Raw genomic sequence first — 24,684 nt, forward strand, 5'->3', positions numbered from 1 at the left:
ATTGTCACGCACGATGGCGGCTCCAGCCTTGCCTCATCTCGAACGGCGGTGGCTATGGGTCCCGGCTCAAGGCCGGGACGACACTGGTGGGTGTGGCGGCGGCCGTCGCAACATCACCATTCGATCGGCCGCCGCATGACCGGCGTGCTCAGCAGACACTGGCGCCTGATGCTCGCCGTCAACGCAGCCGTGATGCTCGGCGTGTTCGTGCACAAGCTGACGCTGCCGCCCTACATTCCCTACATCCATCTGCTGGTCGACTATCACTTCGGCTTCATCAAGCGCGCGCTGATCGGCGCGGTCGTGGGACTGTTCACGACCAAAGTGCCGGTGTGGCTGGTGTTCGCGCTGGCCGGCGGCGTCTGGCTGATCACCTTCGCGTTGTTCATTCAGCTGTTTCGACGGACGTTCGGTTTCGACCGCGCGCAGCTGCCGCTGCTCGTGTTCACCGCCGGCTCGCCATTCGTATTCAAGAATTTCCTGTTCACTCTCGGCCATTTCGACATCTATGGCTGCCTCGGCGCGATCATCCTGCTGCTGGTGCCGGCGAGCTCGCTGGCTTACGTGCTGCTCGCGGCGGTGATCTCGGCGGTGCTTGTGCTGATCCACCACATCCATCTCTTGATGTACGTGCCGACCATCACCGCCATCGTCGTGCTGCGCTACTACCTCGCCCGTGCCACCACGCGACGCGATGTCATCGTGGGCGCGGCTATGTTGTTCGGCCTCGGCGCACTTTTTCTAGCGGCGCAATTCCTCGGCACGATGCCGCTGCCCGAAGCGGACTTCGTCGCCTATTTGAAGACGCGCATGCTCGATCCGTCGCGCACCGAGCTGCTGCAATTCGCCTATGTCTGGTATCAGCCATTGTCGAAGGAAGTGCAGGACACCTGGGCGCGGCTGCCATCGAATCTGCTTGGCGTCCCCGTCTACGCGCTGCTGATCTTGCTGCACCTGCCGCTATGGCGGACCCTGCACGACCTCGTCCGTGCGCTCGAGCGACCGCACGACCGGCACATGGTCATCACTGCGCTTGGCGTGATCAGCCTCGCCTATTTCGTGATGTTCGCGATGGTGTTCGACTATTCGCGCTGGATCTCGAGCTGGGTCGTCTGTCAGGTGCTGATGCTGCACGCAGTGAAGACGCTTCCCGCAAGCAAACAGATCGCTGCCATCGACGCCAATGACCGCAAGACCACCATCCTCGGCTGGATCGTCACAGTCATCCCGCGCATCGGCATCATTCGGCCGTTCTGAGCCTCAGCCGCGCGGACGCCGGATGCGGACATAGAGCGCGCCGGCGCCGCCATGGCCGACATGGGCCTCCTCGAAACCGACGATCAGGGTCCTGAATTCCGGCAGGCTCAGCCAATGCGGCACCTGGCGGCGGAGCACGCCGCGTTCGGGATCGGCGCCGATCGTGCCTTTACCGGTGATGACGAGTACGAAGGTCAGGCCGTCATGCTGGGCCCGGTGCAAAAAATGATGCAGCGCCTGGTGCGCGCGGCTCTGGGTCATGCCGTGCAGGTCGAGCCGCGCATCGATCTCGCTGCGGCCGCGCGACAGTTTCGAGCGCTCCTTGCGGCCGAGCGACACCAGCGGCGGGATCGCTGGCCTGGCCGGCTTGGGGATGACGACGGGCGCGACCGGGCGCGGCGTCGTCAACGGCTTGTCCGGCTGCGGCTCGGCGGTCGCCATCGGCGGATGCGGCCGCACCGGACGCGGCGTCTTGCGCAGCGGCTTGACCTGTCGCGCTACCGTCTCCCAGAGCGTGCGCTCGTCCTCGGAAAGGCCGCGCCTGCGTCGGGTCCGCGGCGGCTCGGGATCTTCAGGCATGGAGACGACGGTTCATGGGTGATTGCGGTGACGTCTGCCATAACGCAATCGGCGGATATTGCGATCACTTTCGAGGCGGGGCCGGGCGGCGGGCAAGGGCACCGGCTGCGGGACGGCGACGTTCTGTGCCACCGTCGTCGCCGGGCTCGCGCTCGGGGCAGGGGCAGGGACCTTCGTCTCACTGGCGGAAGCTGCAGTTGTGGTCGGCATCGCGGCATCGGCACCCTTGTCGAGCCCCTTGGCGGACTCATTGGCCGCGGCCTCCTTCGGCAGGCCTTGCGGAAACAGCTTTGCGATCTTCTCCGAGGGACGCGGATCCGGCAGCGGCATCTTGCGGCCGCGCGCGACAGGATCGAGGCTCCGCGGCACCAGCATCACGAACTGGATGCTGTGCTTGAGACGGCCCGACACCTTCCCCGCTTCCTGTCCAGCGCCGAAATAGAGATCGGCGCGCGCCGGGCCGACGATGGCCGAGCCCGTGTCCTGCGCGATCATCAGCCGGTGGAACGGATTCTTCTGCTTCTCCGACTCGATCGGCAGCTCGCCGGTGATGAAGAACGGCGTGCCATAGACGTGCAGCGATTTGTCGACGGCGATCGAGCGGCCCGGCGTGAGCGGAATGCCCTGCGCGCCGACGGCCTCGTCCTTGTCCGACAGTTGGACTTCGCGGAAGAAGATGTAGGAGCGGTTCATCCGGCGAAGTTCGTTGGCGCCTTCCGGATTCTGCTCCATCCAGTCGCGGATGCGCTGCATCGACATCTGCTCGCGCGGAATGATGCCACGCTCGATCAGGATGCGGCCGACCGGCGTGTAGGGATGACCATTGTAGGCATCGTAGTTGATGCGCACCGTCGAGCCATCGTCGAGGCTGATGCGCGCCGAGCCCTGGATCTGGGCGAACAGCAGATCGGTCTGATTGCGCAGCCAGGCAATCTCGAGCCCGCGGCCCTCGATCGCGCCGTCCTCGATCTCCGCGCGGTCGTAATAGGGCACCAGCTTGCGCCGGCCGATCTTGCGATACACCGGACCCTTGTTGGGCAGGCTGGTCGCATCCTGCTTGAAGCCGCGCACGAACAGGTTCGAGGGCCGGCGATAGACCGGAACGTTGTAGACCTCGTTCTGGGTGCGCGAGCCCTCGATCACGGGTTCGTAGTAGCCGGTGACGAAACCGTCGGCATCGCCCAGCTTGGAGATCTTCAGCGGCTCGAAGTTGCGCTCGAAAAAGGCGCGCGCCGCGGCGTTGTCCGTGAGGTCATTGGCCCGCGCATCGCGGCAGGGATCGCGCAAGGAATCGCCGAGCGCCTTGTCCTCCGGCGAGCCCTCGGGTTTCGCTGCAATCGGCTTGCAGCTGGCGCGGAACGTCCTGTAGGCCGCGAGCTGATCATCGTCGCTCCAGCCGGGCACGTCATTCCAGCTCAGCGGCTGGTACTGGCTGTTGGTGATTTCCAGCGGCCAGTCGAGCTGAGGGTAGGGCAGGTGGCGCATCGGCGGAGCGGCAGGGGCATGCTGCCGATGACGCGCCCGCACGGCCTCGGCCGCGTAAGGCGCGAGCACAACCGCGGCGACGCCAAGGGCGAGCGCCGCCGTCCAGTATCTGAGGCTTCGGGCCGAAAAACCCCGCTTCCAAATTTCGCGAACCATGCTTGCACCGTCAAAGTACCACTCAACGCGAAATTCGGAAAAAACGCGGTTTGAAGTATGGTCGATGTCAAAGCTGCTGCTTGCGCGCGACGTCCTCCTGACGCCGGTTCGTGCCGAGCGGCATCCCCACGCGGATGCCGCTCGTGTTCGATGAACTAATGACTGCCGGTGCCGACCAGCTTCCAGTTCGGGTCACGCGAACCGGTGTCGCGGGCGAAGGTCCAGATGTCGGTGATGTCGGCGACCTTGTCCGGATTGCCGTCGACGACGTTGCCCATCTTGTCGCGCGTCACCGAGATCATCTGCGACACGAACCGCACCGTGACCTGCGCCGTGCGGTCGCGCAGGTCGGCGCCGACCAGTTCGGCGGTGTCGATCGAGACGAAGCGCGTCTCGGTCTTCTGCTCGTTCTTCTCGCGGTCCTTGATGACGGACTCGAAGCTCTCATAGACCTCGGCCGACAGCAGGTCGCGCAACGCGCGGCGGTCGCCATTGGCGAAAGCCAGGACGATCATCTCATAGGCGCTGCGCGCGCCGGTGAGAAAATGGCGGGGATCGAACGAGGGGTCATTGGCCACGATCGCATCCAGGCCGCGGGCGAGCGGGGTACCCGGTTCGGTCAGCCCGCGCCAGCGATCACCAGGGGCCGGCATCTCGGCACCGGGCGCGGGAGCCGCGGGGTCGATCGGCTTGCCCGGGACCGGCATAATCGGGTTGTCGGGCGCGCCCTGCACCGCATTCCGGGCAGCGTGATCGAACGGCGTCCGCTCACTTCCGGTGCGCTGCCCGAGAACGGCGCGCAGGCGCACGAAGATGAAGACCGCCAACGCCAGGAAGATGATGGTATAAATGTCCACGTCGTGTTCGCTTTCTGACTTGTCGAGCCGAACGCGGAGCCCGGCCACCGAGCCCCCGTTCTACAGGATCCAGGTAAAGACCGGTGAATCCCTCGGTCTGCCCGGATGTAGTCATCGAATTGGGCCCGGCCAATGGCACATTGTGGCACGCCGATCCTAACCCTTTTCCGACCCTAGGGGAAATCCGATCCTGGCCGACAGGGAACGGGCAAGGCAGGTCCCCCGTTCCGTCCCTTGGCCAATGCGACAAATAGAGGCACGTCGGCCGGAATGGCCATTTAGGGGCTTAACGGCGTTGCCGCCTCGTCCTTGTGGAACAAGCCGGCCCTATGGTAGCCACGCGCCGCAACGACCCGCCCTTTGTGCCTGGAGAACACTGCAATGACCAACGGTAACGGCGCCACTTCCGAGGCGGCTCCCCCTCCCCAGCTGAACGTGCTGGCGCAATACATCAAGGATCTGTCGTTCGAGAATCCGAACGCCCCGCAGTCCCTGGCGCCGCAGGGCCAGCCGCCGCAGATCAACATCCAGATCAATGTCGGCGCCAACGCCATCGCCGAGACCGAATATGAAGTAACGCTGACGATCGAGGGCAAGGCCGAGAGCGGCAGCACGGTCATGTTCAGCTTCGAGCTGGTGTATGGCGGCGTGTTCCGGCTGGTCAACGTTCCGCAGGAGCATCTGTCGCCGATGCTGCTGATCGAATGCCCGCGGCTGCTGTTCCCGTTCGCCCGCGAAATCGTTGCCAGCTCGGTGCGTGACGGCGGCTTCCCGCCGCTGATGCTCGACCCCGTCGACTTCGTCAGCCTGTACCGCCAGAACATGGAGCGTCAGGCAGCTGCCCAGGGCGGGCAGATCCTGCAGAGCTGATCGGCTCGTAGAACATCGTCAGACCAAGTCGGTGTAGGTGATCCGCGGCTTTACTGGCGCGGATCACGCTCCCGGTAGAAATTCCATCCAGATCGGCTTGTCGCCGAGGGTGGCGATGAAGGCGCGATGGGCCTCGCGCTCGGCCTCCGTGACCCGCGGCGCCAGAGGCTGCTCCCGCTGCCGGCGCGGCGTATCCCCGCCGACCCCGACTCTGATCTCCTGGCTGTCCTGGGTCAGGATCAACTGCGACTGCCGCGCCCCGACGAGATCGACATAGACCTCCGCCAGCAGCTCGGCGTCGAGCAGCGCCCCGTGCTTGGTGCGCCGCGAGTTGTCGATCGCGTAGCGCGAGCAGAGATCGTCGAGACGGTTCGACACGCCCGGATGTTTCCGGCGAGCGAGCAGCAGGGTGTCGACCAGGCGCTCGCGGGGAATCGGCGGCCGCTTCGTCCGATCGAGCTCGGCATTGATGAAGCCGATGTCGAAGGACGCATTGTGGATCACCAGCGGCGCATCGCCGATGAACGCCAGGAAGTCCTCGACGATCTCCTGAAACAGCGGCTTGTCCGCCAGGAACTCGCTCGACAGGCCGTGGACCGCGAAGGCCTCGGCCGGCATGTCGCGCTCGGGATTGATGTAGACGTGGAAGACCTGGCCGGTCGGCATGCGGTTGATGATTTCGACGCAGCCGATCTCGACCAGACGGTCGCCGCGCAGCGCGTCGAGGCCGGTGGTTTCGGTATCGAGAACGATCTCACGCATCTGACTTGATCCGTCGCCAACCCGTCACAGGCCGGGCTGGCGAATCAGCCGCGGCGTTGCGGCATCTTAACGACCTCGGCGAGGATGTCGCGGATGCGCTCCCGTACGGGATCGAGACCGTGCGAGGTATCCACGACGAAATCGGCACGCGCGCGTTTCTCGGCGTCGGGCATCTGCCGGGCCAACAGCGCATCCAGCGCCTCTTCAGTCATCGTGCCGCGCGCCAGGATGCGCTCACGCTGAATCTCCGGCGAGGTCGACACCACGACCACGGCATCGACCCGCTTGTCGCCGCCGGTCTCAAACAGCAAGGGCACGTCGACGACCGCGACCGGCACGCCGGAGCGTTCGGCCTCATCGAGAAACGCCTGGTGATAGGAGCGCAGCATCGGGTGCACGATGGACTCAAGCCGGCGGATGGCGGCGGGGTCTCCAACCACCTTCGCCGACAGTTTGGCGCGATCGACCTTGCCGCCAGCGGTCGCCCCGGGAAATGCGGCCTCGATCGCCGGCGTGGCTTCGCCTTCATAGACCTTATGGACGGTAGCGTCGGCGTCATAGACCGGCACGCCGGCTTCGGCGAACAGCTTCGCCGTCGTCGACTTGCCCATGCCCATCGAGCCGGTCAGGCCCAGCACTCTCATCCGTATCTCCCGGCGCGCGGCTGCTGCGGTCATCAGATCCTGAGCAACCGGGCCTCGCGGAAATAGGCGAGCAGCGGCAGCAGAGGCAGACCAAGAATGGTGAAATGATCGCCGTCGATGCGATCGAACAGATGCACCCCGAGCCCTTCGAGCTGGTAGGCGCCGACGCTGGTCGTCACGGCCTCGCCGGCGGCATCGAGATAGGCCGCGACCTCGCTCTCGGTCAGCGCGCGCATCGTCATCCAGGCCACGGCGACATGCGAGAACAGCAGCTCCCCATTGCGGACCACGGCGATCGCCGAATGCAGCGCATGAGTGCGTCCGGCCAGCGCCAGCAATTGATACATCGCCTGCTGCCGGCCGGCCGGCTTGTTGAACATCCGCTCGCCCAGGGCCAGCGTCTGGTCCGCACCGACCACATAGGCATTGGGGTTGCGTGCGGAGACTTCGGCGGCCTTGGCGTTGGCGAGATGCAACGCGATCTCGTACGGCGCCACCAGGCCGGCCTCGGCCTGAATCGCCCGCTCGTCGACCTTGGCCGGGATCGCCTCGCAGGCCAGACCGGCGTTGGCGAGCAGCACGCGCCGCGCACGGCTTTGCGATGCCAACACCAAAGGCTCTTCACTGCACCAGATCGACATCAGTTCGCTCACTAGTCCGGCAGGCGCTGCCGCTGCCGGTCGGTATAGAGTTTCAGGATCGCGGCCGCCGTCTCCTCGATCGAGCGGCGCGTCACGTCGAGCATGACCCAGTTGAACCTCGCACTGAGCTTGCGCGCATAGGCGACCTCGTCGGTCACCGATTGCTTATCGACATAGTTCTCGTTGCCGGATTCCGCACCCATGCTGAGCAAACGATTTTGCCGCACCTGGATCAGCCGCTCCGGCGTCGCGTGCAGGCTGACCACCAGCGGCTTCTTCAGCGTCTCCAGCTGGTGCGGAATCGGGATACCGGGCACAAGCGGCACGTTCGCGGTGCGCACGCCACGATTGGCGAGATAGATCGAGGTCGGCGTCTTGGACGTCCGGCTGACACCCACCAGGACGACGTCGGCTTCTTCGAGGCCGTCGACCATCTGGCCATCATCATGGAGCATCGTGTAGTTCAGCGCGTCGATGCGCGCGAAATATTCGGCGTTGAGCACGTGCTGCGCGCCGACGCGGCCGGCGGTCGATGCGCCGAGATAGGCCTCGAACAGCTGCATCACCGGGCCGATGATCGACAGGCTCGGGATGTTGATCTGCTGGCACTTGCCCTCGAGCCTGGAGACCAGGTCCTTCTCCAGCAAGGTGAAGAGAACGATGCCCGGCGCTTCCTCGATCTCGTCGAGCACGCGATCCAGCTGCTTCTGGCTGCGCACCAGCGGATAGACGTGCTCCACCGGCGTCACATTGGTGTACTGCGCGGCGACCGCTCGCGCGACCGTGATCAAGGTTTCGCCCGTCGAGTCGGAAACCAGATGGAGGTGAAAGTAATTGCCGGTGGTGGGCATCAAATCCTTAACGATCTGTGAATCCCTGTGAAGGACGGGAGCAAAATCCGGCCGCCCGCTGCCCCCTTTGGATAACCCCGATTGTTCTGCACATGGTCGCTGTCCGGGACAACGCGACGTCACAGGGCTGATGATATCGGGACGAGGTTCGTTTGTCTTGGGATAAGCTGTCGATGCAGCCCGACAAGCGATTGAATCAAACTGGACTCTAGAAAGTCCAATCGTCCTCAGCCGGCCTGTTGAAGGATGTGAACAAGCTGCGGGAAATCGGCTGGCAGAATTGCATGAGTCCAATCCACCGCTACCTAGACTCAAACCTTAAGATTCTAAAATTATTTGGTTTGGAAGCGATCGAGCGAGCGGATATGTCTCGCCTCCCAATAGTCACCAGCCGGTTAACGGATCGCGACATCGATGTACGAGTGGATCAAGGCGCTGCACGTCATCGCTGTCATCGCGTGGATGGCCGGCATGCTCTATCTGCCGCGCCTGTTCGTCTATCATTGCGAGGCCGAGATCGGCTCGAAGCAGTCCGAGACCTTCAAGGTGATGGAGCGCCGGCTGCTGAAGGCGATCATCAATCCGGCGATGATCGTGACCTGGCTGGCCGGGCTGTACATGGTCTGGGCGGGGCACTGGTATGCCAGTGGCTGGTTTCACGGCAAATTCCTCCTTGTTCTCATTTTGTCCGGCGTGCACGGGCTCTTTACCCGCTGGGTGAAGGACTTTGCTGCTGACCGGAATACGCACACCCAAAAATTTTACCGTTATATCAACGAGGTACCGACGGTGCTGATGATCGGCATCGTGATTCTCGTCATCGTCAAGCCGTTTTGACCCGATCCATGAGAATACCGCTCCGCCCGAGATGCCTTGCAGAGGCCGGCGCGATTTTCTATATTAAGGACATCCCACCCCACGCAGGCGGATGTGGTTGCGTTCCGGCTTGACCGGCCGCCGCATCAGGTCTGGCGCCTTATTGGCGCCAACCTTGCTTAGACCTGCGGACCTCATTTTCGTCCGCCTTCCCACAGCCACCTCGCATCCCTCCCAAGTCGCTTCCACAGGACCACCCCCAATGCGGGAAATCAAACTACAGGACCTCAAGTCAAAGACGCCGGCCGAGCTCGTCTCCTTCGCGGAGGAAAACGGGGTCGAGAACGCCAGCACGATGCGCAAGCAGGAGCTGATGTTCGCCATCCTTAAGCAGCTCGCGATCCAGGAGACCGACATCATCGGTGAGGGTGTCGTCGAGGTTCTCTCCGACGGCTTCGGCTTCCTCCGGTCGCCGGATGCCAACTACCTGCCCGGCCCGGATGACATCTACGTTTCGCCGTCGCAGATCCGCCGCTTCGGCCTGCGCACCGGTGACACGATCGAGGGTCACATCCGCAGCCCGAAGGAAGGCGAACGCTATTTCGCGCTGCTCAAGGTCAACACGCTGAACTTCGAGGATCCCGAGAAGTCCAAGCACAAGGTCAATTTCGACAATTTGACGCCGCTGTTTCCGGACGAGCGCTTCCGGCTCGAGCTCGAGGATCCGACCCGCAAGGATCTGTCGCCGCGCGTCATCGACATTGTCGCCCCGATCGGCAAGGGCCAGCGCGCGCTGATCGTCGCGCCGCCGCGCACTGGCAAGACCGTGCTGATGCAGAACATCGCGCACTCGATCACCGCCAATCATCCCGAGTGCTACCTGATCGTGCTGCTGATCGATGAGCGCCCCGAGGAAGTCACGGACATGCAGCGCTCGGTCAAGGGCGAGGTGGTGTCCTCGACCTTCGACGAGCCGGCGGCGCGTCACGTCCAGGTCGCGGAGATGGTGATCGAGAAGGCCAAGCGCCTGGTCGAGCACGGCCGCGACGTCGTCATTCTGCTGGACTCGATCACCCGTCTTGGCCGCGCCTACAACACCGTCGTGCCGTCCTCCGGCAAGGTGCTGACCGGCGGTGTCGACGCCAACGCGCTGCAGCGCCCGAAGCGCTTCTTCGGTGCCGCCCGCAATATCGAGGAAGGCGGCTCGCTGACCATCATCGCCACCGCTCTGGTTGACACCGGCAGCCGCATGGACGAGGTCATCTTCGAAGAGTTCAAGGGCACCGGCAACTCCGAGCTCATCCTCGACCGCAAGGTCGCGGATAAGCGGACCTTCCCGGCGATCGACATCGCCCGCTCCGGCACTCGCAAGGAAGAGCTCATCACAGAGGCGCAGAACCTCAAGAAGATGTACGTCCTCCGCCGCATCCTCAATCCGATGGGCACCATGGACGCGATCGACTTCCTGCTCGACAAGCTCCGCAGCACCAAGAGCAACTCGGAGTTCTTCGAGTCGATGAACACCTGATCGGGATACGATCAGTCAGTTTGGAAAGGGCGCTCTTCGGAGCGCCCTTTTTGTTTGGGAGCGTCGCACGGATCTGATGCCTTACGGGGTCACTTCGAGATCAACGCCGGGATCACCCTCCCCTGGAGAGGGAGGGTCGGTCATATGCACGAAGTGCATGTGAGCCGAGGTGGGGTGTTCTCTCCACTTGCACCGGTGTCTGCGGAGACATCACCCCACCCCGCTCGCCCGTGATCGACCCTCCGCCTTCAAGGGAGGGTGAGACTGAGAGCGCCGCGCCGTCCGTCGCCGTCATCGATACGTTGGCGATGAAAGCATCATGCCTTTCGCCGTCATCGGATCATGCTCGGGTTGGTCACGCGGCTCTCGCCATCTGGCGTAAAGCATGCCGGTGTAAACCGATTGTCTTTCTGGATCGCCGAGCCCAATTGAACATTATGCATCCGCACGACCAGACCATCTTCGCACTGTCCTCGGGACGGCTGCCAAGCGCGATTGCGATCGTCCGGATGTCTGGTCCGCACGCCGGCGCAGCTCTTCAGATGTTGGCGGGCAAGATGCCGACGCCGCGGGTGGCGACGCGGGTGCTGCTTCGCGATGCCAGCGGCGATCCGATCGATGACGCGGTCGTGCTGTGGTTTCAGGCCCCAGCCAGCGCGACCGGCGAGGATGTCGCCGAGCTGCATGTCCATGGCAGCCGCGCGGTGATCGCGACACTGTTTGCAGTGCTCTCGGCGATGCCGGAGCTGCGTCCGGCGGAGCCGGGCGAGTTCACCCGGCGCGCATTCGAAAACGGCAAGATCGATCTGACCGAGGCTGAGGGACTCGACGATCTCATCCATGCCGACACCGACCGCCAGAGGCGCCAAGCGCTGCGGCAGCTCCAGGGTCTGCTGGGCAACAAGGCGCGGAGCTGGCGCGAGCAGATCATCGAGGCCGGCGCGCTGATCGAAGCCGGGATCGACTTCTCGGATGAGGGTGATGTGCCGGCTGAGCTGATGGCGCCGGCGCTTGCGCGGATCAGACAGCTCCTGGGCGAGATCGAGGCCGTGCTCTCGGCGCAAGGCCGGGCCGAGCGGCTTCGCGAAGGTCTGACCGTGGTGATCGCGGGTCCGCCGAATGCCGGCAAGTCGACCTTGATGAACCAGCTCGCCCGCCGCGAGGTCGCTATCGTGTCGCCGCATGCCGGCACCACGCGCGATCTCATTGAGGTTCAGCTCGACCTCGACGGCTATCCGGTGACGTTGATCGATACGGCGGGCATCCGGGAGACCGAGGATCCGGTGGAGCAGGAGGGTGTCCGCCGTGCGCGGGATCGCGCATCGCAGGCCGATCTCGTGTTGTGGATGTCCGAAGATGATCGGCCGCAAGCGATGCCGCGGGGGGAGACGCCCGTCTGGCTGGTTCGCAACAAGATCGATCTGCTCGCATCGGACCAGATGTCGACCTCCGGCGGGGGTGTCAGCCGGGCGTTTGGCATCTCGGCGCAGAGCGGGGCGGGGATGCCGGCTCTGCTGGAAGCCTTGGTCGGCTTCGCTCGCGACTATTTCGGCGCGACCGAGAGCGGGCTGATCACACGGGAACGCCAGAAGCAGTCATTGCAGCAGACCGCGGAGGCACTGCGGCGGAGTCTGAACGCTGTGGGGAGGGGCGAAGAGCTCGTGGCCGAGGAGCTGCGCATTGCGGCGCTCGCACTGGGGCGACTGCTGGGGCGGGTCGATGTCGAGGATTTGCTCGACGTCATCTTTCGCGAGTTCTGCATCGGAAAGTAGCGCGCCCCGATCGGAGACTCCGCCAATATACTTAATGAGAGGTGAGTTGGTTAACCGATCGTCAAATGTTTCACGTGAAACAGGACGGGGGAACTCGCCGAGGTGTTTCACGTGAAACAGTAAGTCGGCCGGAACGCTGTGTTTCACGTGAAACGGCTCCGGCTGCTCCAAGGCCGTGTTTCACGTGAAACGTCTTTCAGGTGACGTGGGCAAACGCTACATAACGACGATGATCCAACACCTGACATCCTTTGACGTCATCGTCATCGGCGGTGGCCACGCCGGCTGTGAAGCCGCCGCCGCCTCGGCGCGGATGGGCGTGCGCACCGCTCTGGTCACCCACCAATTCGCGACCATTGGTGCGATGTCCTGCAATCCCGCAATCGGCGGATTGGGCAAGGGGCATCTCGTCCGTGAAGTCGATGCGCTCGACGGTCTCATGGGCCGCGTCGCCGACGCCGGTGGGATCCAGTTTCGTGTCCTGAACCGCCGGAAGGGTCCGGCTGTCCGCGGTCCTCGTGCTCAAGCCGATCGAAAGCTCTACGCCGCGGCGATGCAGACGGCGATCCGCGACACTACAAACCTCGTCGTGATCGAGGGCGAAGCGGACGAACTCGTCACCGCGAATGGCCGCATCGCCGGCCTGAAGCTGGCAGACGGGCGGACCTTCACGTGCGGTGCGGTGGTGATTACCACCGGCACCTTCCTGCGCGGTCTGATCCATTTGGGCGAGAAGACCTGGCCGGCGGGCCGGGTCGACGAAGCGCCGGCGCTCGGGCTGTCGCGGTCTCTCGAAGACATCGGCTTCAAGCTCGGACGCCTCAAGACCGGTACGCCGCCGCGTCTCGACGGGACGACGATCGATTGGTCCGCAGTCGAGATGCAGCCTGGCGACAATCCACCGGAGCCGTTTTCAGTTCTCACGGACCGGATCACCACGCCGCAAATCCAGTGCGGTATCACCCGCACGACGACCGCCACGCATGACGTGATCCGCGCCAACGTCCATCGCTCGCCGATGTACTCCGGACAGATCAAGTCGACCGGCCCGCGCTACTGCCCGTCAGTCGAGGACAAGATCGTCCGGTTCGGAGACCGCGACGGTCATCAGATCTTCCTGGAGCCGGAAGGCCTCGACGACACGACGGTCTATCCCAACGGCATCTCGACCTCACTGCCCGAGGAGGTTCAGCTCGCGCTGCTGCCGACCATTCCGGGCCTCGAACGAGTCCGGATGATCCGGCCGGGCTATGCGATCGAGTACGACCACGTTGATCCCCGCGAGCTCGAGCCGACGCTGCAGACTAAGCGGATGCGAGGGTTGTTTCTGGCAGGCCAGATCAACGGTACGACGGGATATGAAGAGGCAGCCGCGCAGGGGCTGGTGGCCGGGCTGAATGCCGCGTTGGCGGCGGGAGGCGGGGAGCCGATCGTGTTCGACCGGGCAGACGGTTATCTCGGCGTGATGATCGATGATCTCGTGACCCGCGGGATTACAGAACCGTACCGGATGTTCACCTCCCGCGCCGAGTATCGGCTGACCTTGCGTGCGGACAATGCCGACCAGCGGCTGACTGACAAGGGTATCGCCCTGGGCTGTGTCGGGACCCATCGCGCACGTTTCCATCGTGCCAAGATGGATGCGCTTGAAGCGGCGCGTGGGCTGGCCCGGTCGCTGTCGATCACGCCGAATGAAGCAGCCAAGCATGGGCTGACGCTGAACCGGGACGGCCAGCGCCGTTCGGCGTTCGAGCTGATGGCCTATCCGGAGATCAGCTTCGCCGAAGTGCGGGCGATCTGGCCGGAGCTGGGTACGATCGACGCGACCATCGCTACGCATCTCGAGATCGATGCCAAATACGATGTCTACGTCCGCCGCCAGAGCGATGACGTCGATGCCTTCCGGCGCGATGAGGGTCTCGTGCTAGGAGACATCGACTACGCCGTGGTCCCCGGTCTGTCGAATGAGGCGAGGGCGAAGCTGACCGCGACGAAGCCGTGGACGATCGGGCAGGCGGGCCGGATCGACGGCATGACACCTGCGGCGCTCGGTATCCTCGCAGCCTACCTCCGCCGTGAGGCGCGACGTCACAAGGCGGGCTGAGGCGTTTCACGTGAAACGGACATCGATGACGGTCGCTCCAAACATCGTCGAGGCCGACAAGGCAGCGGCGCTCGCGCTCACGCCCGTTTCACGTGAAACAGAGCAGCGCCTGGACCGCTATGTCGCGCTGCTGTTGGAGTGGCAGGCCAAGACCAACCTGGTCGCGCCGTCGACGCTGGCGCATCTCTGGACGCGACACATTTCGGATTCACTGCAGCTCCTCGATCTCGCGCCCGACGCCAAGATCTGGGTCGATCTCGGCAGCGGAGGCGGCTTCCCCGGCGTCGTTCTCGCTTGCGCCCTGGCTGAGCGGCCGGGCGCGCAGGTGCATCTGGTCGAGCGCATCGCCAAGAAGGCGGCGTTCTTGCGCGAAGCAATTCGCGTCACCGGCGCACCTGGGATCGTGCATTTGTCAGAGATCGGGGATATCGTGGAGAAGTGGAGCGGGCGAGTCGATTGCGTGACCGCACGCGCGCTGGCTCCGCTACACCAACTCATCGGCTTTGCGGAGCCCCTGGTGAAAAAAGGCGCGAAAGCGCTGTTTCTCAAGGGTCAAGATGTAGATGCGGAATTGACCGAATCTACCAAGTATTGGAAAATTGAGCCGAAACTTCATTCCAGCCGGACGGGCGGGCAGGGCTGGATCGTCGCAATCGATTGCATCGAGCGACAAGGCTGAACTCCCGCACAACAACCATGGCGATCGCGCATGTCCGTAATTGATCAAATTTATCAAGAAGATAGAGCCCCTCACCCGGACGGGCATCCGCGCATCCTGGCGCTCGCCAACCAGAAGGGCGGGGTCGGCAAGACCACGACCGCGATCAACCTCGGCACCGCGCTGGCTGCGATCGGCGAGCGCGTGCTGATCGTCGATCTCGATCCGCAGGGCAACGCCTCGACCGGCCTCGGCATCGATCGCGGCAGCCGCAACTGCTCGACCTATGACGTCCTGATCGGCGAGGCCTCGCTGCGCGACGCCGTGGTCGCGACCGCCGTGCCGCGGCTGCACATTGCCTCCTCGACGATGGACTTGTCCGGCCTTGAGCTCGAGCTCGGCAACAGCGCCAACCGCGCCTTCCGCCTGCGTGACGCGATCGCCGGGCTCAACAACAACGTCTCGCCGGAGAGCGACTACACCTACGTGCTGGTCGATTGCCCGCCGTCGCTGAACCTGCTCACCGTCAACGCGATGGCCGCGTCGGACGCGATCCTGGTGCCGCTGCAGTGCGAGTTCTTCGCGCTCGAAGGTCTGTCGCAACTCTTGCAGACCGTGGAACAGGTGCGTTCGACCCTGAATCCGAACCTGTCGATCCACGGCATCGTGCTGACCATGTTCGACTCGCGCAACAATCTGTCCAACCAGGTCGTCGCCGACGTGCGCCAGTTCATGGGGTCCAAGGTCTACAACACGATGATCCCGCGCAACGTGCGCATCTCGGAAGCGCCGTCCTACGGCAAGCCGGTGCTGGTCTATGACCTCAAGTGCGTCGGCAGCGAAGCCTATCTGAAGCTCGCGACCGAGGTCATCCAGCGCGAGCGCGATCTGCGCGCCAACTGATCAGTTGCCATGTCTCCGGCTGACCTCGCGTCAGCCGGTCTTCATTCAAGGATCACGGCGACTTCCGGCGGCGGAATTCGCGATCCCTTTATATTGCGCCGAAGCTGCGGATCGGCAGCAGGCCGCGAGCGGAGCTTGATGTGAATCCAAAGGAGAAGGCGATGGCGGACGAGTCGCGATCGCGGTTGGGCCGGGGTCTTGCAAGTCTGATCGGTGACGTCGGCCGCGAGGCGGGCGCGCCGCCGGAGCGTCCGCGCAATCAGCGCAAGGTGCCGATCGAGTTTCTCAAGCCGAACCCGCGCAACCCGCGCAAGACGTTCTCCGACGGTGAGCTCGCCGAACTCTCGGCTTCGATCAAGCAGCACGGCGTGATCCAGCCGATCGTGGTGCGGCCGATCAAGGGCCAGCAGGACCGCTACGAGATCATCGCCGGCGAGCGGCGCTGGCGAGCCTCGCAGGCGGCCGGCCTGCACGAGGTTCCGATCGTCCCGGTCGATGTCAGCGACAGCGATGCGCTGGAACTCGCGATCATCGAGAACGTGCAGCGCGAGGACTTGAACCCGATGGAGGAGGCGCAGGGCTATCACGCGCTCGCCAACGAGTTCAAACGCAACCAGGAAGAGATCGCCAAGATCGTCGGCAAGAGCCGCAGCCACGTCGCCAACATGATGCGGCTGACCAAGCTGCCGGCCGAGGTGCAGGGCTTCATCGCGACCGGCGAGATCTCCGCCGGCCATGCGCGCGCGCTGATCAACCTGCCCGATCCGCTGAGCGCGGCGAAGAAGATCATCGCGGAAGGGCTGAACGTCCGGCAGACCGAGGCGCTGGCCCATGAGGAGGGCGTGCCGGAACGCAAGCCGCAGAAGCCGCGCAGCAGCGGCGGTGGTGAAGCGCCGGAGAAGAAGGACGCCGACACGCTGGCCCTGGAGAAGCGCGTCGGCGACGCGCTCGGCCTCACCCTCTCGATCAGCCACCGCGATCCCGGCGGCACTGTGCAGATCACCTACCGCAGCCTCGAGCAGCTTGACGAGGTGATGCGCAGGTTGGAGCAGGGTTAGGTGTGAGGTCAGTGGCGCTGCGCGCGCTGCCGTAGCCGCGCCTAGCACCTGCGTCATCCCCTGTTAGTTTGTTGCTCCACTCTCACCTCTCGTCATGGCCGGGCTTGACCCGGCCATCCATTTTTGAGGCGACCTCGACGAAGAGGATGGATGCCCGGGTCAAGCCCGGGCATGACGAGCAAATAGCGGGGAAGAGCTACTCAACTAACGACAACGTGTGCGAACGTCTGTCCTGGTCGCGACTGTTGAAGGTGAGCCTCGCTCTCTCCTCCGTCATTCCGGGGCGTGCGCAGCACGAGCCCGGAATCCATTTTTCGGCGGATGCTGTGGCCCGATGGATTCCGGGCTCGTCGCGCTGGCGCGCGTCGCCCCGGAATGACGCCGGAGAATGCGGTGCGGTCTCGGGCTCACAGGGACTGAGTCGTCCACGTCGCGCGTCAACGAGCCGATGTCTTCGACACCGCTGCCGCCTGAGCCCCGTTCTGAATCATTACCCCTTGCGCCGCGCCGCCACCGCGATCGACAGCAGCGTCCGCTGCGCGATCGCCGCCGCCAATCCCGGCTGCTTGCGCATGTCGAGCGCGGCCGTCGCGAGCTGGTCGATGATCGGCAGCAGACGGGCAGGGGAGAAGTTGCGCAGCGCGGTTTCCGCACTCGGCTTGCGCGAGAAGTGCAGCCGCGGGAAGCCGCCTTCCAGAATGCTGGAGATCGATGCGCCCGAGGCCACGGCCAGGGCTGATTTGTGCAGCCATGCAGCATGCCGCTGCGCCGCGGAGATGATGACCCCGGGATAGGTGCCGGCGATCATCGCCTTGCCGAACTCGGTCTCGACCACATCGGGCTTGCCGCCGAAGGCGCCGTCGACGATCGGGTCGAGCTTCATCTCCGAGGCGTCGGCGACCACGGCCATGACGTGGTCGAGCGTCACCTCGCCTTCGCCATGCGCGAACAAGGTCAGCTTGCGCACTTCGTTGCGGGACGCCTGGCGGTCGCCGCCGAGCAGCGCCATCAGATAGGCGCGCGCGTCCTGCGAAATGCGCAAGCTCGCGATGCGCAACTCGTCATCGATCAGCTTGGCGAGATCACGCTCGGTGTCCGGATAGCAGCCGATCGCCACCGCACTCGCGGCCTTTTCGCAAATCTTGCGCAAGGGCGAATCCGGCCGGATGTCGCCGGCCTCGATGACGATACGGCAGTCGCGCACGCTCATCTGCGTGAGCGTCTCGACCCCGCTGGCAAAGGTCCGCGAGCCGGCCCGCACCCGAATGGCGCGGCGGCCGCCGAACAGCGGCACGGTCATGGCCTCGTCGACCAGCCGCGACGGCTCGGCGGCGAGCTCATCGCCGTCGAGCCGGACCACGGAAAACGGATCGTCGGGATTGTCGACGGCGGAGGCGATCAGCGCCTCGGCCCGCTCGCGGACCAGGCCGGCATCCGGGCCATACAGCAGGATCAGCGGACGGGCCGCGTCCGGTCTGGCGAGGAAGGCGTCGATGTCTCGTCCGCGCAGCGCGACCACGGCGGTGTCAGCCGTGCGTCAGGTGCCCGCGGTGAAGAAGGCCGCGAGCCGGGTCTTGATGTTCTCGGCAATCTGCTCGGCCGCCCGGTCCTCGGCGTCGTTGAACGCGCGCTGGCGGGCGAAGCGCTGGTAAGAGCCGGGGATGTCGTAGGACGTCCGGGCGAAGGTCGTTCCGGTCATCACCGACTTGTTGGTGGCGAGATCGACCAGATTGTACTGCGCGTCGATGCCGACATTTTCCGTGGTTGGCAGGCCGGTCGTCTGCGACACGATCAGCGACGACCGGCTGGTCTGGAACTTCAGCACCAGCTTGTGCGTCGGCGCCGTCCCCGTGGCAGTGCCATAGAGCTTGAAGGCAAGCGCGTTGCGGATGCCCACGCCGATGCGCGCCTCGGGCGAGGCGTTCGGCTTGTCGACCGGCGGCAGCTCGATGCCCATCAGCTTGTCGCGCAAGGCAGGGGTGCCGTCGGCATGCTCGGCATACATCGGCTGGAAGCAGCCAGCCGTCAGCCCAGCCAACGCGGCCACGGCGAGAAGGCGTGCAGCGATCCGAAACCTAGCCGACGACATTCACGATCCTCTTGGGAACAATGATCACCTTGCGGACGGGCTTGCCATCCAGCGCGAGTTTTACTGCATCAAGGGCCAAAACGGCAGACTCAATTTCCGGATTCTGCGCGTTGCTGGCGACTGTGACTTCTCCGCGCTTCTTGCCGTTGACCTGCACGACCAGGGTCATGCTGTCCTCAACCAGCAAATCTCGTTCGATTTGCGGCCAGGAGGCCTCCGAGATCAGCCCTTTCTGGCCCAGCACCTGCCAGCATTCCTCGGCCAGATGCGGCATCATCGGCGAGAACAGCTGCACCAGGATGCCCGCCGCCTCGCGAATCGCGAACGCCAGGTCCGGCGCCGGCTTGGCCGGCTTCGCCAGCACGTCGGCCAGCGCATTGGCGAATTCGCGGATATGCGCCAGGCAGACATTGAAGTGCAGCCGCTCGATGCCGCCGGTCACCTTGTCCAGCGCGCCATGCGCGGCCTTGCGCAGCGCCAGCGCGTCGGGGCCAAAGGTCGCCGGACGGGAGGAGAGGGCCTCCGCCGCGGCCGCAACCGATTCGTTGACCAGCCGCCACAGGCGCTGGACGAAACGCGCCGCGCCCTGAACGCGCTCGTCGCTCCAGATCACGTCGCGATCCGGCGGCGAGTCCGACAGCATGAACCAGCGGGCGACGTCGGCGCCGTAGCTCTCGATGATGTCGTCGGGGTCGACGGTGTTCTTCTTCGACTTCGACATCTTCTCGATCGGGCCGATCGTGATGTCTTCGCCGGTCGCAGTCAGCACCGCGCGGCGGCCATTGCCGCCGATCTCGATCTTGACGTCGGCCGGGTTGACGAAGGTACCGTCGGCCTTCTGGTAGGTCTCGTGCACCACCATGCCCTGGGTGAACATGCCGGCGAACGGCTCGTCCATCGCGACATGGCCGGTCGCCTTCATCGCGCGGGTGAAGAAGCGGCTGTACAGCAGATGCAGGATCGCGTGCTCGACGCCGCCGATATACTGGTCGACCGGCATCATCCGGTTGGCGACCTCAGGCGTCGTCGGCGCGCTCTCGTTCCACGGATCGGTGAAGCGCGCGAAGTACCAGGACGAATCCACGAAGGTGTCCATGGTGTCGGTTTCGCGCGTGGCCTTGCCGCCGCATGTCGGACAGGTGACGTGTTTCCAGGTCGGATGATGATCCAGCGCGTTGCCCGGCTTGTCGAAGGTGACGTCATCCGGCAGCACCACGGGCAGGTCCTTGGCCGGCACAGGCACGACATCGCATTTGGCGCAGTGGATCACCGGGATCGGACAGCCCCAATAGCGCTGCCGCGAGATGCCCCAGTCGCGCAGGCGGAAATTGACCTGGCGCTCGCCGACGGCGGCACCGCCGCGCTGTTCGGTCTCCAGCCGCTTGGCGACCTCATCCTTGGCCTGCGCGATCGTCATGCCGTCGAGGAAGCGCGAATTGATCAGGCGGCCGTCACCGTCGAAAGCGGTGTCGGTGATGACGAAGCTCGCGGGGTCCTGTCCTTCCGGGCAGACCACCGGCGTGTTGCCGAGGCCGTATTTGTTGACGAAGTCGAGGTCGCGCTGGTCATGCGCCGGGCAGCCGAAGATGGCGCCGGTGCCGTACTCCATCAGCACGAAATTCGCGACATAGACCGGCAAGGTCCAGCTCGGGTCGAACGGATGCACCGCGCGGATGCCGGTGTCGAAGCCCTGCTTCTCGGCGGTGTCGATCGCCTCCTGCGCGGTACCGATGCGCTTGATCTCGGCGATGAACGCGGCGAGCTCGGGGTTCTTGGCGGCGGCCGCTTGCGCCAGCGGATGGTCCGCCGAGATCGCCATGAACTTGGCGCCGAACAGTGTGTCCGGCCGCGTCGTGAAGATCTTCAGCTCGGTCTCGCCGGCGGGCGTGGTCGCGGCATCCAGCGCGAAGCGGATCAGCAGACCCTCGGAGCGGCCGATCCAGTTCCGCTGCATCAGCCGCACCTTGTCCGGCCAGCGGTCCAGCCCGTCGAGCGCGTCCAGCAGCTCCTGCGAGTACTTGGTGATCTTGAACACCCACTGGTTCATCTCACGCTGTTCGACCACCGCACCGGAACGCCAGCCGCGGCCGTCGATCACCTGCTCGTTGGCGAGCACGGTCATGTCGACCGGATCCCAGTTCACCTTGCGCTTCTCGCGCTCGACCAGCCCCGCCTGCATGAAGTCGAGGAACATCTTCTGCTGGTGCTTGTAGTAGGACGGATCGCAGGTCGCGAACTCGCGGGCCCAGTCGAGCGACAGGCCGATCGAGCGCAGCTGCTTCTTCATCGCCGCGATGTTGTCGTAGGTCCACGCCTTCGGCGCGACCTTGCGCTCGATCGCGGCGTTCTCCGCCGGCAGGCCGAACGCGTCCCAGCCCATCGGATGCAGCACGTTGAAGCCCTTGGCGCGCATGAAGCGCGCCAGCACGTCGCCTAGCGTATAATTACGGACATGGCCGATATGGATGCGTCCCGACGGGTAGGGAAACATCTCGAGTACGTAGTATTTCGGACGCGGATCTTCGTTCTTGGTGGCGAAAATCGCCTTCTCGTCCCACTGGCGCTGCCAGCGCGGCTCGGCTTCACGGGCGTTGTAGCGTTCGGTTGTCATGAAAATCGCTTGTAATTTTCGAGGATTCGCGTCGTTTTCGACGGCGGACTAGGCCACAAAAGCAGCACGCGGGTCAATGGGGCGGCAGATGATGATACCATTCCGTGCAGCTGCTAACTGGCGCTAATCGCAAGTTATTTTGCAGGCTCCGGCCGCACTGTCGGAGGTGGGATTGAGGCACGGTTAAGACTTGAATGGGAGACTGAGTGCATATTCAAGTCCTCAGCCCGCATCCTTGGATCACTCCGCATCGTGTCCGGCGCTACGTTCGACGAGCTCGACTTCGAGTATGCGACGACAGTCGCAGAGAAGGCCATGCGTTCCATGGCCCAGCAGCGCGTACCCCCCACGCCGAACAACTTCCATCTGTGGTTCAAGTACTCGCTGGGGTCGGCGTCGGACCTGAAGCGAGCCGTCGACATTCTCGTCAGCAACAAGCGCAAGTTCGACAAGACGACCAATCAGGCGCTGTTCGATACCTATATCGGTCAGCAGGGAACGGAAGCGGCCGTCGTCCACAAAGTCTCGCAGCAGTTGCATGGCGTCATGGATTCCGCCAAGCAGTATCTGACCGCCGCCATCGCCGACAACCGCACGCACATGGCGGCGATCGATGGCGTCGCCGAGCAGAACGAGCAGGGCGTCGATCCGAAGATCCTGATCGAGAGTCTGGTGAGCGAGCTGGCGCAGGCCACCGCGCGCGCGGCGAAGCTGGAAGCGAACTTCGCCGAAAAGTCGCGTGAGCTCGACACCATCAGGGACTCGCTCAACAAATCGGAGCAGCGCGCGCGCACGGACACCCTCACGGGTCTGCCGAACCGCCGCGCGCTCGAAGAGTTCTTCCGCCATGCGCAGATCGAGGCGATGGAGCGCGACGAGCCGCTCGCCATTCTCCTGATCGATGTCGATCACTTCAAGCGGTTCAACGACAGTTACGGTCACGGCGTCGGCGACCAGGTGCTGCGGCTCGTGGCCAAGGCGTTGCGCGAGCGCGTCCGCGACAACGATCTGCCGGCGCGCTACGGCGGCGAGGAACTGATCGCGGTGCTGCCGCAGACCGATCTCGAGGGTTGCACGGCCATCGCCGAACGCATCCGCCGCACGATCGCCGATTGCCAGTTCACACGGCGCTCGACCGGCGAAGTGCTGCCGCAGATCACGGTGTCGATCGGCGTCGGTCAATTCCAGTTCGGCGAGTCGATGGCTGATCTGATCGATCGCTGCGATCGTGCGCTGTATCTCGCCAAGAAGCTCGGCCGCAATCGCGTCGTCACCGAGCTCGAGCTCGACCGCAAACTGGCCGTCGGCTGATCAGCTCGAGCTGATCGGTTCAAGGCTGCGGCTCAGCCGGTGCGCGCCACGTCCCTGCTCGCATTTGCGACGTCGCCAAAGCCGTGTCCGACGACCGTGTTGCGTCCGCGATGCTTGGCGGCATACAGCGCGGCATCAGCCGCCTCGATCAGATCCGCAGGAGTCAGCGAATCATTGGGCAGTGTGCACGCCACGCCCACGCTGACCGTGACACAACGATGCGCCGACGTTGCGTGCGGCAGTTCGAGCTCCAGCACGGCGGCGCGCACCCGCTCGCCGATTTCGAGCGCCTGCCTCGCGTTCATTCCCGGCAGCAGCAGGCAGAATTCCTCGCCGCCATAGCGGCCGGCAAAGGCCATGGTCGAGCCCGCGATCTCCGCCAGCGTCTCGCCCAGCCGTGACAGGCAGGCGTCGCCTTCGGGATGACCGTAGGTATCGTTGTAGAGCTTGAAATGATCGACATCGATCATCAGCAACGACAGCTCTCTGCCGGTCTGCTGCGCCCGCGCCCATTCGATATCGATGCGGTTCTGGAAGCCGCGCCGGTTGGCGAGCCCTGACAGCATGTCGATCGACGCCATCACCGTCAGCCGGTCGTTGGCGGCGACCAGCTCACGCTCGCGCTGGCCCAGCTTCGCCGCCATCGCATTGAACGATCTTGCCAGCGGCACGAATTCCGAAGGGAGATTCTTGGTGGCGACGCGCGCCGACCAGTGACCCAGGCCGAAGCGCTTGGCCGTCGCGGCGAGCATGTTGACCGGCTTGACGATCAGCTTTTCGGCGGCGATCAGCGCGCCGAGCAGCACGATCAGGCACACCAGGCCGGCCTGCACATAGGCATTGTGGATCTCGCGGTCGATCGCCGCGGTGACGCGGGTCTCGTCGATGCTGACGATCAGGCGCGAGCCGGTATCGGCGATGCGGGTGAAGGTGATGGCGCGCTTCGATCCATCCGCTGCCGTGAAGCTCAACGTCTCGGTCGGCTTGCTGGAGCTCAGGGCGGTCTCCGTCACCGCCGACAACAGCGGCACGCTGTCGAGCGGCCGGCCGATCAGTTCCGCATACCCGGCCGGCGCGGCCAGCACGGTTCCCTCGCTGTCGATCAGCACCGCGGTGATGCCGGGACGGTTGCCAAGATTGCTCATGATCTTGGACATCCATTCCAGGTTCACGCTCGCGAGCATGACGGCGTCGGGCTCGCCGGTGAACGCGGCGACCGGATAGGCGGCCATCACGATCGGCACATGCGTCGGCTTCGACAGCAAATAGTCGGAGAAGACGAAGTCGCGCGCTTCCTGGGCGCCGCGGAAATAGGGCCGGTCGCTGAAATCCAGCCCCACATACTGATTGTTGGTCGAGCACTGGATGCGGCCGTCGCGGCCGGCGATCATCAGCGTGCGGATCCAGGGCAAGGTCGCCGGCAGGCTGGCCCGCATCATGTCGCAGCTGCGGCTGATGCCGGCCGCGGACGCGCGGACATAGGCGGTCGACTTCAGCACCGTCTCGACCGACATGATGACCTCGCGCTGCATGTCGGCGCTTTGCCGGGCGAGCGCAAAGAATTCCTCGGATGCGAGCGCGATCTGGCGGGTCCGGGCGCCTTCCAGGGATCGGGCGCGTTCCAGCATCAGCGGCGCGACCAGAATCAGGGCGAGCAGCGCCAGCCGGGCGCGAATCCCCATCAGCCGGTTCAGCTTCACTCTATTGCGATTGAAGCGGATGCTTGGCATTT

The 24,684-nt window shown here is 64.5% G+C and carries 21 protein-coding genes; 10 read left to right on the forward strand and 11 right to left on the reverse strand.

Annotated elements, in window-relative coordinates; all coding sequences use genetic code 11:
• Nucleotides 1-135 precede the first annotated feature (135 nt).
• Nucleotides 136-1,257: a hypothetical protein gene (locus ACQR0Z_RS00470; protein WP_434917347.1), complete on the forward strand. Its 1,122-nt coding sequence runs from the start codon at nucleotides 136-138 to the stop codon at nucleotides 1,255-1,257.
• A gap of 3 nt (nucleotides 1,258-1,260) precedes the next feature.
• On the opposite strand, the gene ACQR0Z_RS00475 is transcribed toward ACQR0Z_RS00470, so the two are convergent.
• The 3 genes from ACQR0Z_RS00475 to ACQR0Z_RS00485 all read right to left on the reverse strand — a co-directional run bounded on the left by ACQR0Z_RS00475 (nucleotide 1,261) and on the right by ACQR0Z_RS00485 (nucleotide 4,334).
• On the reverse strand, nucleotides 1,261-1,836 hold the full coding sequence (locus ACQR0Z_RS00475) for a Smr/MutS family protein (protein WP_434877767.1): 576 nt from the start codon (nucleotides 1,834-1,836) through the stop codon (nucleotides 1,261-1,263).
• A 12-nt stretch (nucleotides 1,837-1,848) separates the two neighbouring features.
• Nucleotides 1,849-3,477: a murein transglycosylase A gene (gene mltA, locus ACQR0Z_RS00480; protein WP_434917348.1), complete on the reverse strand. Its 1,629-nt coding sequence runs from the start codon at nucleotides 3,475-3,477 to the stop codon at nucleotides 1,849-1,851.
• 155 nt (nucleotides 3,478-3,632) lie between these two features.
• On the reverse strand, nucleotides 3,633-4,334 hold the full coding sequence (locus ACQR0Z_RS00485) for a Tim44/TimA family putative adaptor protein (protein WP_434857943.1): 702 nt from the start codon (nucleotides 4,332-4,334) through the stop codon (nucleotides 3,633-3,635).
• A gap of 381 nt (nucleotides 4,335-4,715) precedes the next feature.
• Here ACQR0Z_RS00485 and secB point away from each other — a divergent pair, with 381 nt between their 5' ends.
• Complete coding sequence (gene secB / locus ACQR0Z_RS00490) at nucleotides 4,716-5,204, forward strand: protein-export chaperone SecB (RefSeq protein WP_434857944.1); 489 nt, start codon at nucleotides 4,716-4,718, stop codon at nucleotides 5,202-5,204.
• A gap of 63 nt (nucleotides 5,205-5,267) precedes the next feature.
• Here the strand turns inward: secB and dnaQ are convergent, their stop codons facing one another.
• Genes dnaQ through ACQR0Z_RS00510 form a run of 4 tightly spaced genes read right to left on the reverse strand, consistent with a single transcriptional unit; the run spans nucleotide 5,268 to nucleotide 8,102 of the window.
• On the reverse strand, nucleotides 5,268-5,966 hold the full coding sequence (dnaQ, locus tag ACQR0Z_RS00495) for a DNA polymerase III subunit epsilon (RefSeq protein ID WP_434857945.1): 699 nt from the start codon (nucleotides 5,964-5,966) through the stop codon (nucleotides 5,268-5,270).
• A 44-nt stretch (nucleotides 5,967-6,010) separates the two neighbouring features.
• The gene (gene coaE, locus ACQR0Z_RS00500; protein ID WP_434917349.1) at nucleotides 6,011-6,610 is read right to left on the reverse strand and encodes a dephospho-CoA kinase; all 600 of its coding nucleotides are present in this window, start codon (nucleotides 6,608-6,610) and stop codon (nucleotides 6,011-6,013) included.
• 32 nt (nucleotides 6,611-6,642) lie between these two features.
• Entirely contained in the window at nucleotides 6,643-7,251 is a 609-nt protein-coding gene (locus ACQR0Z_RS00505) for a Maf family protein (protein ID WP_434857947.1), read from the reverse strand.
• 11 nt (nucleotides 7,252-7,262) lie between these two features.
• Entirely contained in the window at nucleotides 7,263-8,102 is an 840-nt protein-coding gene (locus ACQR0Z_RS00510; protein WP_434917350.1) for a pyruvate, water dikinase regulatory protein, read from the reverse strand.
• A 414-nt stretch (nucleotides 8,103-8,516) separates the two neighbouring features.
• Between ACQR0Z_RS00510 and hemJ the strand changes: the two genes are divergently transcribed.
• From hemJ to ACQR0Z_RS00545, 7 genes are all read left to right on the forward strand, one after another.
• Nucleotides 8,517-8,939, forward strand: a complete 423-nt coding sequence (gene hemJ, locus ACQR0Z_RS00515) for a protoporphyrinogen oxidase HemJ (RefSeq protein ID WP_434857949.1) — start codon at nucleotides 8,517-8,519, stop codon at nucleotides 8,937-8,939.
• 241 nt (nucleotides 8,940-9,180) lie between these two features.
• Nucleotides 9,181-10,446, forward strand: a complete 1,266-nt coding sequence (rho, locus tag ACQR0Z_RS00520; RefSeq protein ID WP_434857950.1) for a transcription termination factor Rho — start codon at nucleotides 9,181-9,183, stop codon at nucleotides 10,444-10,446.
• A 437-nt stretch (nucleotides 10,447-10,883) separates the two neighbouring features.
• A complete protein-coding gene (gene mnmE, locus ACQR0Z_RS00525; protein ID WP_434917991.1) occupies nucleotides 10,884-12,218 on the forward strand; it encodes a tRNA uridine-5-carboxymethylaminomethyl(34) synthesis GTPase MnmE in 1,335 nt (444 codons plus the stop codon).
• A 229-nt stretch (nucleotides 12,219-12,447) separates the two neighbouring features.
• A complete protein-coding gene (gene mnmG / locus ACQR0Z_RS00530) occupies nucleotides 12,448-14,322 on the forward strand; it encodes a tRNA uridine-5-carboxymethylaminomethyl(34) synthesis enzyme MnmG (RefSeq protein ID WP_434917992.1) in 1,875 nt (624 codons plus the stop codon).
• A gap of 10 nt (nucleotides 14,323-14,332) precedes the next feature.
• Nucleotides 14,333-15,001, forward strand: coding sequence for a 16S rRNA (guanine(527)-N(7))-methyltransferase RsmG (gene rsmG / locus ACQR0Z_RS00535; protein ID WP_434857952.1), 669 nt, complete (start codon nucleotides 14,333-14,335; stop codon nucleotides 14,999-15,001).
• Nucleotides 15,002-15,031: 30 nt separating this feature from the next.
• Nucleotides 15,032-15,883 carry a ParA family protein gene (locus ACQR0Z_RS00540; RefSeq protein ID WP_434877771.1) on the forward strand — a complete coding sequence of 284 codons (852 nt, stop codon included), beginning with the start codon at nucleotides 15,032-15,034 and terminating at the stop codon, nucleotides 15,881-15,883.
• Nucleotides 15,884-16,044: 161 nt separating this feature from the next.
• Nucleotides 16,045-16,941, forward strand: a complete 897-nt coding sequence (locus tag ACQR0Z_RS00545) for a ParB/RepB/Spo0J family partition protein (RefSeq protein ID WP_434857953.1) — start codon at nucleotides 16,045-16,047, stop codon at nucleotides 16,939-16,941.
• A gap of 490 nt (nucleotides 16,942-17,431) precedes the next feature.
• On the opposite strand, the gene holA is transcribed toward ACQR0Z_RS00545, so the two are convergent.
• The 3 genes from holA to leuS are packed head-to-tail and all read right to left on the reverse strand — an operon-like array spanning nucleotide 17,432 to nucleotide 21,641.
• Nucleotides 17,432-18,460: a DNA polymerase III subunit delta gene (gene holA, locus ACQR0Z_RS00550; protein WP_434857954.1), complete on the reverse strand. Its 1,029-nt coding sequence runs from the start codon at nucleotides 18,458-18,460 to the stop codon at nucleotides 17,432-17,434.
• Nucleotides 18,461-18,478: 18 nt separating this feature from the next.
• Nucleotides 18,479-19,030, reverse strand: a complete 552-nt coding sequence (gene lptE / locus ACQR0Z_RS00555) for an LPS assembly lipoprotein LptE (protein WP_434857955.1) — start codon at nucleotides 19,028-19,030, stop codon at nucleotides 18,479-18,481.
• Nucleotides 19,017-21,641: a leucine--tRNA ligase gene (gene leuS / locus ACQR0Z_RS00560; RefSeq protein WP_434917351.1), complete on the reverse strand. Its 2,625-nt coding sequence runs from the start codon at nucleotides 21,639-21,641 to the stop codon at nucleotides 19,017-19,019. The genes lptE and leuS overlap by 14 nt, the downstream gene beginning before the upstream one ends.
• A 324-nt stretch (nucleotides 21,642-21,965) precedes the next feature.
• Between leuS and ACQR0Z_RS00565 the strand changes: the two genes are divergently transcribed.
• Nucleotides 21,966-22,952 (forward strand): GGDEF domain-containing protein, encoded by a 987-nt coding sequence (locus ACQR0Z_RS00565; RefSeq protein WP_434858291.1) that lies wholly within the window; start codon nucleotides 21,966-21,968, stop codon nucleotides 22,950-22,952.
• A 32-nt stretch (nucleotides 22,953-22,984) separates the two neighbouring features.
• Here the strand turns inward: ACQR0Z_RS00565 and ACQR0Z_RS00570 are convergent, their stop codons facing one another.
• Nucleotides 22,985-24,682, reverse strand: a complete 1,698-nt coding sequence (locus tag ACQR0Z_RS00570) for a sensor domain-containing diguanylate cyclase (RefSeq protein WP_434857957.1) — start codon at nucleotides 24,680-24,682, stop codon at nucleotides 22,985-22,987.
• Between the last annotated feature and the right edge of the window lie 2 nt (nucleotides 24,683-24,684).

It is taken from the genome of Bradyrhizobium sp. HKCCYLS3077 (assembly GCF_051167555.1).
In the GTDB taxonomy this organism is placed as follows: domain Bacteria; phylum Pseudomonadota; class Alphaproteobacteria; order Rhizobiales; family Xanthobacteraceae; genus Bradyrhizobium.